Genomic DNA, 14,397 nt, shown 5'->3' with positions numbered 1-14,397 from the left:
AGACCTATGGGATGCCGAAACAAGTTCGGCATGACCTGAAATATTCTCCCCGATTTTTCGTATCTTTATATAAACACCAGCCCGGCTTCTTTTTTAAGAAAGCCGGGCTGTTTTGTTAAGACCAAAACAAGGTCAAAAACAGAGTATTTGATGTGTAGTTATTTGATAATCAATATTTTAATACTTTTTAAAGCTTTCAAAACTGCTCAAAACTGTGTTAAAATTTGTTAAAAAGTGTTAAAATGAGGGTTTTTTGAACGATTTTGAGTCCATTTTACCCTGTTTTTGATCAGAAATTTGTTAAAATTAAAGGTTTAAAAAGTTTTTGGAGGATAGGTTAGGTAAGCGGGATCTAATAAATCCTGTCAAATTTTTTAATCCTGTTAAAAAATCCTTATCTTGTTTCCCCCGCTTTTTATGCGGATGAATATTTATGACCAACCATGAAATAAAAATAGCTTTTGATGAATATGATTCGTTAAAAGAACTGCCCACCGCCGACCGCGAGTTGTGCCTGGAGGCAACCGAAGCATTAAAAAATTCACATTCACCATATTCAAAGTTCCGGGTAGGGGCAGCCCTGCGTTTACAAAGTGGTAAAATTATTTATGGCAGCAACCAGGAAAACGTAGCCTATCCTTCGGGCCTGTGTGCTGAGCGGGTGGCCCTGTTTTACTGGGGTGCCAATCACCCGAATGACCCGGTTGTGGCCATGGCGGTTACCGCCCAAACAGATGAATTTATGCTCACCAAGCCCGTAACCTCCTGTGGATCATGCCTGCAGGTACTGGCCGAAGTTGAAAAAAAACAGAACAAAGCCATCAAAATTTTATTGTTTGTGGAGGGTGGCCCGGTATGGGTAATAAAAGGTATCGAGAACCAACTACCATTTTTATTTTTTGAAGAACGACTAATATCAAGTCAATAGTCTGAAGTATTAAGTCTAAAGTGAAAGACAAAAACAGACTTTTGACTTTAGACTCAAGACTTATCTTAGCACCATGAAACTGAAATTGTTTTTGTTTTTAGCTGCCTGTACTTTTATAGGCAAAGTATCTGCACAACAGGGTTTTCCGTTTGATAACGAGATCCGGGCTTTTAAACACCAGGATAGTTTAAGCTTCCCTAAACCGGGCGGGATACTGTTCATCGGCAGTTCATCCATCCGCTTATGGAGCGATCTGGAACAGCGTTTTCCTGCTGAGCCTATCATTAAGCGGGGTGTAGGCGGTTCAACATTGGAGCAATTGGTTGATTATTATACCCCATATATCCTTTTCCCATATCAGCCACGCAAAATATTTATTTACGCCGGCGAAAATGACATTGCCGAGGGTAAATCTGCTCCGTTTGTGGCAAAGGAGTTTGCTAAATTATGGCCCCTGCTGCACCAAAAATTACCTAAAACCGAGATCTACTACCTGTCCATAAAACCAAGCCCGGTTCGGGCCAAATATTATGCAACAGTGGCACAGGCCAATGAGTTGATAAAAACGTATCTTACAAATAAGCCCAATAGCCATTTTGTTGACCTGGTTAACGTAATTTATAAACCGGGCACCACCACACCCGATTCCAGTTTATTCAAAAGTGATTACCTGCATTTAAATAATAAGGGATATGATAAATGGCAGTCGGTTTTACAGCCTATGGTGAAATAAAAAAGCCCCGACTGGCGGGGCTCTCATCTACTTGAACTATTACACTAAACCAAGTTCTATTTAAATACACTGTACACGTTGGTGATTTTCCAGCCTTTGCCGGTATTGGCAATGGTTACATAATTGCTGCGTACAAACTTTTCATACTGCATATCAACTTTTACAACGGTTATATCGGAGTTGCTTTGAATAATGGTGGTGCTGGTAGTACAATCCTGTTCCACATTTTTGTTGAGTCTTATGGATTGAAATATTTCGTCGCGGGTAAAGGTTACGATCTTTTTACCGCTTAACAGGCTGAATTTGGCATTTTGATCTACCACATCGTTCAGCCCCTGTAATTTACCGCGGGTCATGGCATCAACATAGGTGTTGATGGCAAAGGTTCTGGTTAAATTGTCGCCGTCACCATAAGGGATGGCTTTGGCGGCGCTGCCTACCACCAGTAGTGCAAAGCCGAGTATTATTGATTTTAAGGTTTTCATATTGTTGTTGTTGTTTGATCAATGATTAAATTATATCTATAAGACAACACTTATTTTCAATACGTTACAAGAAAAATCAATAAATACCAATAAAAATAAAAAGCCCCGCTGGGCGGGGCTCTCTACTTACATATTAACACTAAACTAAAACTAAACTCTTATTTAAAAACGCTGTACACGTTAGTGATTTTCCAGCCTTTGCCAGTATTTGATACGGTTACAAAGTTGCTGCGGGTAAAGCCTTCATATTGCATATCAACTTTGATAACGGCAATAGCTTCGTTGCTTTCAACTACTGATGTAGTAGTGGTGCAGGTTTGCTCGGTACCTTTAGAGGCGTTTAATGATTGGATCATCTCATCTTTGCTAAAGTTCAAAACGGTTTTACCGCGTAACATGCTGAATTTAGCATCCTGATCAATCACTTCACTAAGGCCTTTTAATTTACCATGGGTCATGGCGTCGATGTATGTGCTGATAGCATAATTTTTTGTTAAATTTTCACCTTCGGTATAGGTGGTTGCTTTGGCAACAGTGGCTACTACTAATAAAGTTAAGCCTAATAATATTGATTTTAAAGTTTTCATTGTATTGCTATTTAAGGTTGTTTATTATTATTAATTAATTTTTATACTCATAAGACATCAGCAATATGCCTTACGTTACAGATTATGTTAAAAATTTTGTTGATTTAACATAAATTTAATATATTACTGGTTTCTTTAGATTCTTAGCAATGGAAGCCGCCTTAAACTCCGCTATGATTGATTTTAACACCATTATTTTGCAATTTGCAGAACAAGGAGAAAAAACCGGCTGGACCTATATTGAAATTCCTGCCGATCTGGCCCAGCAAATGAAGCCCGGTAATAAAAAATCATTCAGGGTAAAGGGTAAACTGGACGAGATGCCCATTGCCGGTATGGCCCTGATGCCCATGGGCGAAGGCAACTTTATTATGGCCCTAAAACGGGAAATATGTAAAGGCTTACACAAACACAGGGGTGCTATGTTGCGGGTACGTTTGGAGCCTGATAATGATTATAAGGTTGAGGTTCCGGCCGATCTGCAGGAGTGTTTTGATTTTGAACCCGAGGCCAATGATTTCTTTTTTACCCTGCCACAAGGCCATCGCGACTATTTTATTAAATGGATCAATAGCGCCAAAACCGAAAATACGCGTGCTAACCGCATAGCCAATACCATAGAGGCTATGCTACGTCACCAGGGTTATTCCGAAATGCTAAGGGCCTTGAAAAAGGCAAGGGAATAGCTCCTTCAGAAGTATCGGATGTTTAAAGCACCCTATTGGCCCGTTGCAGCAAGTGTTAATAATGATTTGAAATTAGCCAATTCTTTACTGGTATTTTTGCCGGGGTTTAGGCCAGCAATTCTAACAGCAGCATCCTGTCCTTGTTTAATTTGCTGCTTATTCCAAACTTTGGCATTGGTACGGTTTAAATAGTATAGTCCGTTAATAATACCATCGGGCGAAAGCGTTGTTATATTATCCGGGTTGTATAAATTTAGCACCATAGTTATGGCAGGTGAGGATGAAGCATATTTATTTTCAAGTTCGCCTACAGCTTTTATCCTGTCGGCAGAGCTTGAAGTGTCGATCTTTGATACCAGGGCAGTTATATCTTCATTGCCTATTGCTTTTAAAGCTTTGAGCCCGCTTTGGCCTACGCTCTGCAATACAGTATCGCTGGAGGTTTGGAGGGCCGAAAACAGTTTTTTTGATTCCACATCAGTTAACGCGAGTGTTATTAAGCCAACGGTGAAGTTTTTTTTTCGCTTATCAACATCATTCAGGTCGTTATAAAGACTGTAAACCCATTTATAGCGCTCAACCCGTTCCTTTGATTCTTCCACCTTTGTGGAGCGGTCTTTAAAGTCGGTTTCGAGCTGATCTAAGCGAACTTTGTTCGAAGTAGTGTAAATGGTCAATATAATAGTGATCACCGAGGTAATTACTCCTATCCAGGCACTTACAGTATTGGAAAAAAGTGGTTTGTTGGTTTGTCCGGTACCGTTGTCCGTATCTTTTGTTTCATCTTTTGGCATAAGATCAGGATTTAATAAAAGTTGAAATAATTTACTTATTAAAATTTGACCCAGTTACAATCATTTCTTATATTATTTCTCACCATAAATTACCAGCGCACTGGAATCCATCACCACATCTCCTGCGGGATATCTTTGATCTATAGCATGATAAACCTCTGTTTTTATTTTTTCTTTTGTTGCCTCATCTGCTTTGCTTAATGCAGCAACAATTGGGGCAGCTATCTCGGTCATCATAATCCAGTAGGTATCGGTTGTTTGGCAATTAAGTTTTCCGGTAATCTCTTTCTGGGTAATATTTTTTAATCCAGCCTGGGAAAACAGATCAGCAATAAGACCATCCTTGGCACAGCGAAACATGCCTGGTGCGCCGGGCGGAGGAGCGGGCAGTTCCATGTTTTTATTGATGGTGCCCATAGTGGCGGTAATCCAGAAATTTTTTTCGGGAACATTCCAAACCGAGGTGGCAATTTTGCCGCCGGGCTTAAGTACCCGAGCCATTTCTTTGGCTGCCAGCAACATATCAGGGAAAAACATAAACCCAAATCGACAACTTATAGCATCAAATGTATTATCTGCAAATGGAAGCTCGCAAACATCACAGGCCTTAAATTCAACATTTTTAATATTTTTTTGATCAGCGTTTTCGCGGGCTATATCCAGCATATCCTGTGACAGATCGGTGATGATCACTTTTCCACCATTCAGCATACCTGCAATAGTCAATCCAGGTTCTCCGGTTCCTCCGGCCACATCCAAAATTACCTGACCATTTTCGGGGCTGATCGATCGGATAATTTCAGCACCCACGGGCTTTAAAAAATCCATTGTAAGATCGTCCCATTTTTTCCAGCCTGATGAAAATTTATTCCATGACTCTTTTTGCTGTTCGCGTATTTGTTCAAGTTGTTTTTCCATCTGTTTTTTTCTGTGGTTCAGGTAAGTTTGTATGGCAGTATTTATGGTTTCTTCTTCTCCTTCCAATTTTTTGGAAAGGGGATATCGATCATTTTGATGGGTTTAAAGCCCGGTATCTGATAATCGGTGCCTGATGTATTGTACAGGAAAAACGGATCAGTTTTAAAATGTTCATAATTCGCAGTCATTTGGGCTTTGAGTTTAAGCAGGCGGTTTTCGTATTTATCATCATAGGGAGTACCGGTGTTTTTATCCAGCAGCCGGTCTATATATTCCAGCAGATTATAGCAGGTGGTAAACTGTCCGCAGGCTACCAGGCAGGCCTCCGTATGTTGTTGTTCGGCCGATTTTTTATCGAACCATAATGTGGTGCCCATATTATAGGCGGTTTGAGCTACTATCTGCATATCGGTACTGGGGGCGAGTGATGATGGTGTGGTCATGTATTGACTATTCCCCTGGTTGCGGTTAATATCATTGGAGAAAGAAAGGTCATAAACGTGGTTGCCTTTACCACGGTTATTCCACTGGGTGCTCCCATAAAACTTATCATAAAGCAATTGCCTGATGCGTTTTAAAAATATACTGGTGTTAAGCATCAGTACAGATTGCGCCCGGGTATTGAGCATATGTATAATAAGGCTGATGGATGTTTTGGAAAAAAAACTGACCAGTATATGGATGATCTGTTCGGTAAAGTTGCGTTTTAAGTCCATTCCAGCCGACGCTTTTGACACACTAAATAACTGGTGCCTTACATATAATACGCCGGATACCCATATAAAGGGAATAGGTATAAATAAAGCACCGGCGATTACCCAGGATGTGCTGTGATGGCTTATTCCATACCAAACTCCGGTTAAAGCAGCGAGTAAAATGGCGGCGGTAATATAAAATACACCCCAGAGGTTCAGCTCAAAGCCTTTGCTTATCTTAGGTAATACATATGGGTGTATATAATGACTGCCCACATCGTTCACCAGCATCAGTTCAAAATACGGGAAGCTGGTTTTTTTGTCAAGCCGGCGGCCATCGGCTTCCATCATACTTTGCAGACCCTGGTTATCTGTAATACCACCGTCCATTAGGCCAAATTGTTTGTGTTGTATAAATTCAGCCTCTTCCTTGTCGCCGGTTTGTGGCACCAGCGACAGCGCGTTTTTCAGGTCGTGGATATTTAAATGCTGATGCGTATAGTCGTTAGGATAAATGATGGGCTCAAACCCGGCCGGGAAACAAGATGACGCGGCCAGCACATCGCCCAGTTTTATTTTACCGGCAACTAAGCTATCCACATAAATAACTTCGTTGCCATATTTAAATCGTTCATCTGTACCCTTATCTGGAACCAGTTTGATATTTTGCCGGAACGATTGTCCGGTATAAAATTCAGTAGCGTTGAAACAAACCTCCTGGAGGTGGGCTGTTGGCGATGCCCCGTGACAAAGTGCTTCCAGTGTTGATCCGTCAAACAGATATTGGTCATACGCAAGCGCGAAGGAATTGATAATGTTTCGGGTTTTTTGCGGTCTGTTTTTCCAGTGCTTTTTATCAGATAATATTTCTAATGATTGCCTCAGCAGATCGTCGCCGTTAAGTCCGGCAGATAATTTAGTATAAAATTGCCCAAAGGTTTTACCCTGCGCATTGTACAGGGCATACAAAGTAGTGGTAATAGTGCCGCCCGATGCCGATGATAGATAGCTTACCTGCTGCAAAAGCGTCTGGCCGTGAAGCCCGTCAGTATCGTCGTCAAATGTTACTTTATTCAGGTATGATAATACGCCTAACGCGAAGGAGGCCGCGCGGAAGCCACCGCCAGAAAATGCCAGTGCTATGTTTTCAAACGGTTTAATACAATCAACCTCGAGTTTGTTTTCGGCTAACTTATCGGGTGGGGTATTTGCCATAAGGTAATGGGTTTGGTTAAGGTAAAATTAGGCAATAAAAAACATTTCAGTATACGTAAAAATACCCTATTTACAGGGGTATTATCACGGTATTGACCTCACCCAACCCTCTCCAAAGGAGAGGGCTTTGCTTTGCATATTGTTTTTAGCTCCCTCTCCTTTTGGAGAGGGCCGGGGTGAGGCTTTGAAAATAAAATTTGCAATTATATAAGCACTTATATAAATTGCACAATGAATTTATATCAAAGCCTGGGGTACCTGGTTTTGGGCAGCCGTTTACGCCGCCTGAGCGAAGCTTTTCTGGCCGAAATTAACCGTGCCTATCAAAATGAAGGTATTGATTTTGATGCCAGCTGGTTTCCTGTTTTTTATTTGTTATCTAAAAACGAAGCGCTATCGATCAAAGAATTGAGCGAGCAGATCGAGGTTTCGCACCCGGCTGCAAGTCAGCTGATCACCAATTTAAAAAACCGCAAATTGGTTACTTCGGCTACCTGTACCGACGATGGCCGCAGGCAACTGGTAACGCTTACCGATAGTGGCCGCGAGCTATTGACGCAAATATTACCCATGTGGGATGCGATCAGTGCCGCCATGACTGAGCTGGTTGAAAGCGATGAGCTGGCTAAACAATTATTACCTGCCATAACTGGACTGGAAACTGCCTTTCGCCAGGCTAACCTGGCCGAAGTAATCAGTCAGAAATTAATTACCGATCTAAAAACAACCGACCATGAATAGTATATTTAATTATGGTACCGATCATTTAACTATAGGCATTTGCCTGGATATAGCCGCCGGCAAAACCAAAGGTATTATTAACGCTGATGCCGATAAAGCCATCCGTGCTTCATGGCGCGAGGTAGAAAAAATTGTACATGCCCAGCATCCGGTTTATGGTATCAATACCGGCTTTGGTCCGCTGTGCGATACCCGCATATCCGAAGCCGATACCAGCCTGCTGCAATGCAATATCCTGAAAAGTCACAGCGTAGGAGTAGGTAACCCTATCCCGCAGGAAATTGCCAAGCTTATGCTGATCACCAAGGTGCAGGCATTGGCGCAGGGCTACTCTGGTGTTGCACCCGAAACATTACAGCGCATCATCTGGCATATTGATCATGATATTATCCCGGTAGTTCCCGAAAAAGGATCGGTTGGCGCCTCTGGCGATCTAGCCCCCTTATCGCACCTGTTTTTGCCATTGATAGGTTTGGGCGAGGTATATGAAAATAACGAACGCATACCAGCCGGGCAATTACTAAAAAAGTACAACCTGCAACCCCTAATATTGGGCCCTAAAGAAGGGCTTGCACTCATCAACGGTACACAATTTATACTGGCCTTCGCCGTAAAAGCAGTGCAGCGCCTGGATGATGCCCTGAATCGTGCCGATCTGATCGGAGCCCTGTCATTAGAAGGCTTGATGGGTTCGGCACGACCGTTTGATGCGCGTTTGCATGCCATCCGTCCGTTTAAAGGCACAAAGATGGTAGCAGATAGATTATTTACTTTATTAACCGGGTCTGAGATCAATTCATCACATGTGAATTGCGACAGGGTACAGGATCCGTATTCTTTACGGTGTATGCCGCAGGTGCATGGCGCATCGCGCAATGCCTGGCTGCATCTGAAAGAGTTGACCGAGATAGAGCTCAATTCGGTAACGGATAACCCCGTTATTTTTAATGCCGATGATACCATTAGCGGAGGCAATTTCCACGGACAGCCATTGGCTTTGCCGCTGGATTATGCCACCGTTGCCGCTGCCGAACTGGGCAATATTGCCGACCGTCGCTGCTACCTCATGAGTGAGGGCCGTTATGGCCTGCCCAAACTGCTTACGCAGGATGCCGGGCTAAATTCCGGTTTAATGATCCCTCAATATACCACTGCGGCGCTTGTCACCGAAAATAAAACCCTGTGTTTTCCGGCCAGTGCCGACAGTGTGCCTACCTCTTTAGGTCAGGAAGATCATGTATCCATGGGTTCTATCAGCGGGCGCAAACTGCACCAGGTAATTGATAACCTGGAATATATACAGGCCATTGAATTGCTGTACGCCGCGCAGGCAGTTGATTTCAGGCGGCCATTAAAATCAACCCCGGTTATTGAGGCCATTCATGCCAAGGTAAGGGAGCATGTGCCCCATATACAGGACGATCGTGTTTTTGCAGACGATATCAATAACTTACATCAACTGATCACTAAGGGCTCTTTGCTGGCCATTGCCAACGAAACAGCTATTCATCACCAAATCAATCTCAGCCATGACGAGTTCGGAATTTATTAAAACCTACGCCAACCACCCGGTGTACAAAGCACCACGCGGTATGCAACTGCATGCTAAAAGCTGGCAAACAGAAGCGCCATTACGCATGCTGCTCAACAACCTGGATGGTCAGGTGGCCGAAAACCCAGAGGAGCTGGTGGTTTACGGCGGAATCGGTCAGGCAGCACGTAATCCGGAATCGCTCCGGAAAATTATTGAGTTATTACTGGAGTTGGATGAATACCATTCACTGCTGATCCAATCGGGTAAACCGGTAGGCATTGTACGTAGCCACCCCGAAGCACCACGTGTATTGATAGCTAATAGTAACCTGGTGCCTGCCTGGGCCAATTGGGAGCATTTTAATGAACTGCGTGCCAAAGGTTTGATGATGTACGGCCAGATGACCGCTGGTAGCTGGATCTATATTGGTACACAAGGTATTTTACAAGGTACGTACGAAACCTTTGTAGAATGCGGCAATCAGCATTTTAACGGCGACCTGACCGGTAAACTCATCGTAAGCGCGGGTTTAGGCGGCATGGGGGGCGCTCAGCCATTAGCCGCTACTATGGCCGGCGGTGTTTTTTTAGGTGCCGATGTTGATGCCACGCGTATCCAAAAACGGGTAGATACACAATACATCGACAGAATAACCCACTCGTATGAGGAGGCTATTGCCTGGGTAAAGGAAGCTATCGCCAAAAAAGAAACCCTTTCGGTAGGCTTGGTAAGGGACGCCGGCGATCTGTTGGAGCATTTACTAAAAGACAATATTATCCCTGATATTTTAACCGATCAAACATCGGCACATGACCCCTTGAACGGTTATATCCCTAATGGATTATCGCTGGTAGAAGCTGCCACCTTGCGAAAAAGTGATGCGGTGGAATACAAACGGCTATCGCTGAAAAGCATGGCCCGTCATGTAAGCCTGATGCTGCAATTGCAGAATAAAGGTGCTATTACCTTTGACTATGGTAACAACCTGCGTGAGTTTGCTAAACAAGGAGGTGAACCTGATTCATTTAACTTCCCCGGATTTACCCCGGCCTATATCCGTCCGCTGTTTTGCGAGGGGAAAGGGCCTTTCCGCTGGGTAGCCTTATCGGGTGATCCGGAAGATATTTTTACTACGGATAGGGCACTGATGGAATTATTCCCCGAAGATAAACCACTGATCAAATGGCTCAAAAATGCACAGGAAAAGATCTCCTTCCAGGGCCTGCCGGCACGTATTTGCTGGCTGGGCATGGGCGACAGGGAAAAGGCAGGCTTATTATTTAATGAACTGGTAAAAACGGGTAAGGTAAAAGGTCCGATAGTCATCGGTCGTGATCACTTGGATTGCGGCTCGGTTGCGTCGCCAAACCGCGAAACAGAATCCATGAAAGATGGATCAGATGCGGTATCCGACTGGCCGCTGCTTAACCTGATGGCTAATGCATCAGGCGGGGCAACCTGGATCTCGTTCCATCATGGTGGCGGAGTAGGTATGGGCTACTCCCAGCATGCAGGTATGGTTGTTTTGGCCGACGGTACGGATCGCGCCGCCACTTGCCTTAAACGTGTTTTGCACAATGACCCTGCGATGGGTATTTTCCGCCATGCCGATGCCGGTTATGATAAAGCGCAGGAATGGGCGGATAAGTTTGGATTGAAGGTGTGGTAAAAAAGTCCAAAGTTTTGAGTGATGAGTTTTAAATTAGCCTGAGCCCGGAGTAAGCAGCTCAGGTTATTTAAAGGCTACCTGAATACTTTGCTTAAAGCTGATCAATGTAAACTCCATTATTTATGGTTTACACTGTAAACCGTTTTTTTTGATATGAAACAAATTAATCAATTGATTATCAATAATATAAAAAAATGTAAACCATAAAAAGTGTAAACCATGTAAACCCAATTTTAACATAGCAGACATCGGGATCAGGTTTGCATTTCTTATCCCGAACTCACGTTAAGTTAGGGAACTCATTACTCAAAGCTTAAAAAATGAAACTAATAGGTCCATTTACTCAAATACTACCATTGGGGGGGCTTCCTTTAAAAGGTGCTTTAAAGGATGAGCAATTGCAGATCATTTCGCAGGGGGGCGTGCTGGTTGATGATGGGCTGATTATGGCTGTTGACGATTTTGAGCAATTACGAGTCACTAACCCATCAGTACAAATTGAAGAAATTACCGGTGATCAGGTATTGTTGCCGGGCTTTGTGGATTGCCATACGCACATCTGTTTTGCAGGCAGCCGGGCAAAGGATTATGCGCTGCGTACAGCGGGTAAAACCTACCTGGAAATAGCCAAAGCAGGTGGCGGTATCTGGGATTCGGTTACCCAAACCCGTGCAGCTGATGAGGCCACTTTAACTAATCTGCTTTTAAATCGGGTACAACGGCATCTGGTAGAAGGGGTTACCACTATCGAAGTAAAAAGCGGCTACGGTTTAGGTATTGATGCCGAATTAAAACAGTTAAGAACCATCAAATCAGCTGCCGATAAAACCCGAGCGAGCCTGGTGTCAACTTGTCTCGCTGCACATATGCTGCCCAAAGATTTTGATGGAACCCATTCCGAATACCTCAACCATGTTTTGCAAAATCTGTTACCGGTTATTAAACAACAGCGCCTGGCAAACCGTGTTGATATATTTATTGAAGAGAGCGCTTTTAATATCAGCGATGCGCTGAACTACCTGGCCAAAGCCAAGCAAATGGGCTTTGAAGTAACTGTTCATGCTGATCAGTTTACTACCGGCGGCAGTGAAGTTTCTGTTAAAGCAAGGGCGGTTTCGGCGGATCATCTGGAAGCCAGTACAGATCGGGAAATAAATATGCTGGCGCAATCTGATACCGTAGCCGTAACTTTGCCGGGTGCATCTTTGGGATTGGGAATGGCCTATGCGCCTGCCCGTAAACTACTGGATGCCGGGGCCTGCCTGGCTATTGCCAGCGACTGGAACCCCGGCTCGGCCCCGATGGGCGATCTGCTGATGCAAGCTGCCGTAATGGGCGCTGCCGAAAAATTGTGCGCAGCTGAAGTATTTGCAGGGTTGACTTTCCGGGCGGCATCAGCATTAAAATTAAACGACCGCGGTATATTGATCAAAAATAAGCTGGCCGATATGCAAGCTTATCCATGCGATGATTACCGCGAGATATTATATCACCAGGGGAAATTAAAACCGGATCAAGTGTGGACGGCTGGTGAACAAATGAACGATATCAACCAATGGACAAATAAAATACTAAACCAATGAGCCAGAAACTAATTGAATGCGTTCCGAATTTTAGTGAAGGTGTAAACCTTGATATTATCAAACAGATCACTAATGAAGTAGAGTCTGTAGAAGGCGTGCGTCTGCTGAATGTTGATCCCGGTAAGGCTACTAACCGGACCGTGGTAACTTTTGTAGGCGAACCAGAGAAGGTGATACAGGCAGCTTTCCTTGCTTTAAAAAAGGCCGGTGAACTGATCGATATGAGCAAACAAAAAGGCGAACATCCACGGATGGGGGCAACTGATGTTTGTCCGCTGATACCCATCAGTAATATCAGCATGGAAGAAACTGCGGAGTACGCGCGCCAGTTGGCTAAACGTGTTGGCGAAGAATTACAGATCCCGGTTTATTTGTACGAGCAGGCGCAGCCCAATAAAAGCCGCAGCAATTTGTCGGTGATCAGGGCTGGCGAGTATGAAGGCTTTTTCAAGAAGATCAAACTGCCGGAATGGGCTCCCGATTTTGGTCCGGCAGAGAATGATGTAAAACGGGGGGCTACGGTAATTGGTGCGCGCGATTTCCTGGTGGCTTATAATGTGAATTTGAACACCACATCAACCCGCAGGGCAAATGCCATTGCTTTTGATGTGCGCGAAGCGGGTCGTACGGTAAACGACGAGGCTGGCAAACCCAAAAACATCCCCGGTTCATTGAAAGCGGTAAAAGCTATCGGTTGGTATATTGAAGAGTACGGCATTGCCCAGATTTCGATGAATTTGACCAATATCGAAATAACACCCGTACATAAAGCCTTTGATGAAGTTTGTGATAAGGCCAATGCGCGCGGCATCCGGGTTACCGGTAGCGAATTGGTGGGATTGATACCGCTGAAAGCCATGCTGGATGCTGGTAAATACTTTCTGCAGAAACAAAAACGCTCGGTGGGCGTGAGTGAAAAAGAACTGATTCGGATTGCCATTAAATCCATGGGACTGGATGAACTTGGACCTTTTATCCCCGAGGAACGTATTATTGAATATCTGTTGAAAGATAAAGCTGCCAGCAAATTGGTAAGCATGAGCCTAGTGGAGTTTGCCGATGAAACAGCCAGTGAAAGCCCTGCTCCGGGTGGTGGTTCTATCTCTGCTTATGTTGGTTCTTTAGGAGCTTCGTTGGCGGGGATGGTGGCTAACCTCAGCTCGCATAAAAAAGGCTGGGATGATCGCTGGGAGGAATTTAGTAACTGGGCCGAAAAAGCACAGGTTTATAAAGATGAACTCATTCGCCTCGTTGATCTGGATACAACCGCGTTTAACCGCATCATGGAATCATTTGGTTTACCAAAATCGACATCAGAGGAAAAAGCCGCAAGAAATAAAGCTATACAGGATGCTACCAAATACGCTATTGAAGTACCGTTTAAAGTGATGCAGGTTGCATTGAACAGTATGGAAGTGATCAAGGCTATGGCAGAGATCGGTAACCCCAATTCGGTAACTGACGCCGGTGTTGCTGCCCTTTGTGCCCGTACTGCCGTTCTAGGGGCTTTTATGAACGTAAAGATCAATGCTTCCGGCTATAAGGATAAAGATTTTGTGACTGATATAATTGCAAAAGGCAATGATATTGAACGTAAGTCGATTGCGCTGGAAGCAGAAGTTATTGAACTGGTGAACGGGAAGATAGGAGTGTAAATAAAAATATGTCATTGCGAGGAGGAACGACGAAGCAATCTCCTCGCGCACCTCTACCTGGGATGAGATTGCCACGCTCCGCTCCTTTAGATTAGCATAATTATTATATTGGACTATTTGATTGAGCAAGAAGCAGGGTAAACTAAGCTTCGCTCCGAGTTAGTGACTCACATT

The 14,397-nt window shown here is 44.0% G+C and carries 13 protein-coding genes; 8 read left to right on the top strand and 5 right to left on the bottom strand.

The features are described from left to right. The first annotated feature begins 433 nt into the window (after positions 1–433). Both BLR84_RS29245 and BLR84_RS29240 read left to right on the top strand, forming a co-directional pair. Positions 434–928: a cytidine deaminase gene (locus tag BLR84_RS29245; RefSeq protein WP_090473806.1), complete on the top strand. Its 495-nt coding sequence runs from the start codon at positions 434–436 to the stop codon at positions 926–928. Between the two features lie 73 nt (positions 929–1,001). Beyond that, positions 1,002–1,661: a GDSL-type esterase/lipase family protein gene (locus BLR84_RS29240; protein WP_090473805.1), complete on the top strand. Its 660-nt coding sequence runs from the start codon at positions 1,002–1,004 to the stop codon at positions 1,659–1,661. A gap of 56 nt (positions 1,662–1,717) precedes the next feature. Here the strand turns inward: BLR84_RS29240 and BLR84_RS29235 are convergent, their stop codons facing one another. Continuing rightward, entirely contained in the window at positions 1,718–2,146 is a 429-nt protein-coding gene (locus BLR84_RS29235) for a nuclear transport factor 2 family protein (protein WP_090473804.1), read from the bottom strand. A gap of 158 nt (positions 2,147–2,304) precedes the next feature. Beyond that, positions 2,305–2,733: a nuclear transport factor 2 family protein gene (locus BLR84_RS29230; RefSeq protein ID WP_090473803.1), complete on the bottom strand. Its 429-nt coding sequence runs from the start codon at positions 2,731–2,733 to the stop codon at positions 2,305–2,307. Between the two features lie 149 nt (positions 2,734–2,882). Between BLR84_RS29230 and BLR84_RS29225 the strand changes: the two genes are divergently transcribed. After that, positions 2,883–3,419 (top strand): YdeI/OmpD-associated family protein, encoded by a 537-nt coding sequence (locus BLR84_RS29225; RefSeq protein ID WP_255367076.1) that lies wholly within the window; start codon positions 2,883–2,885, stop codon positions 3,417–3,419. A 32-nt stretch (positions 3,420–3,451) separates the two neighbouring features. Here BLR84_RS29225 and BLR84_RS29220 read toward each other — a convergent pair whose 3' ends face one another. From BLR84_RS29220 to BLR84_RS29210, 3 genes are all read right to left on the bottom strand, one after another. Continuing rightward, positions 3,452–4,213, bottom strand: coding sequence for a hypothetical protein (locus BLR84_RS29220; protein WP_090473802.1), 762 nt, complete (start codon positions 4,211–4,213; stop codon positions 3,452–3,454). Positions 4,214–4,285: 72 nt separating this feature from the next. Further along, positions 4,286–5,131 carry a class I SAM-dependent methyltransferase gene (locus tag BLR84_RS29215; RefSeq protein ID WP_090473851.1) on the bottom strand — a complete coding sequence of 282 codons (846 nt, stop codon included), beginning with the start codon at positions 5,129–5,131 and terminating at the stop codon, positions 4,286–4,288. 41 nt (positions 5,132–5,172) lie between these two features. After that, the gene (locus tag BLR84_RS29210; RefSeq protein ID WP_090473801.1) at positions 5,173–7,041 is read right to left on the bottom strand and encodes a patatin-like phospholipase family protein; all 1,869 of its coding nucleotides are present in this window, start codon (positions 7,039–7,041) and stop codon (positions 5,173–5,175) included. 231 nt (positions 7,042–7,272) lie between these two features. On the opposite strand from BLR84_RS29210, the gene BLR84_RS29205 reads away from it, so the two are divergent. The 5 genes from BLR84_RS29205 (at position 7,273) to ftcD (ending at position 14,223) form a co-directional block, all read left to right on the top strand. Further along, positions 7,273–7,782: a MarR family winged helix-turn-helix transcriptional regulator gene (locus tag BLR84_RS29205; protein WP_090473800.1), complete on the top strand. Its 510-nt coding sequence runs from the start codon at positions 7,273–7,275 to the stop codon at positions 7,780–7,782. Beyond that, complete coding sequence (hutH, locus tag BLR84_RS29200; protein ID WP_090473799.1) at positions 7,775–9,334, top strand: histidine ammonia-lyase; 1,560 nt, start codon at positions 7,775–7,777, stop codon at positions 9,332–9,334. Before BLR84_RS29205 ends, hutH begins: the two co-directional genes overlap by 8 nt. Next, a complete protein-coding gene (gene hutU / locus BLR84_RS29195) occupies positions 9,312–10,985 on the top strand; it encodes a urocanate hydratase (protein ID WP_090473798.1) in 1,674 nt (557 codons plus the stop codon). Before hutH ends, hutU begins: the two co-directional genes overlap by 23 nt. Positions 10,986–11,305: 320 nt before the next feature. Next, positions 11,306–12,568, top strand: a complete 1,263-nt coding sequence (hutI, locus tag BLR84_RS29190; RefSeq protein WP_090473797.1) for an imidazolonepropionase — start codon at positions 11,306–11,308, stop codon at positions 12,566–12,568. Next, positions 12,565–14,223, top strand: a complete 1,659-nt coding sequence (gene ftcD, locus BLR84_RS29185; protein WP_090473796.1) for a glutamate formimidoyltransferase — start codon at positions 12,565–12,567, stop codon at positions 14,221–14,223. The genes hutI and ftcD overlap by 4 nt, the downstream gene beginning before the upstream one ends. The last annotated feature ends 174 nt before the right edge of the window (positions 14,224–14,397 follow it).

It is taken from the genome of Mucilaginibacter sp. OK268 (assembly GCF_900103125.1).
Classification (GTDB): Bacteria; Bacteroidota; Bacteroidia; order Sphingobacteriales; family Sphingobacteriaceae; genus Mucilaginibacter.
The sequence above is the reverse complement of the archived record's forward strand: the minus strand, read 5'-3'. Positions and strand labels throughout refer to the sequence as shown.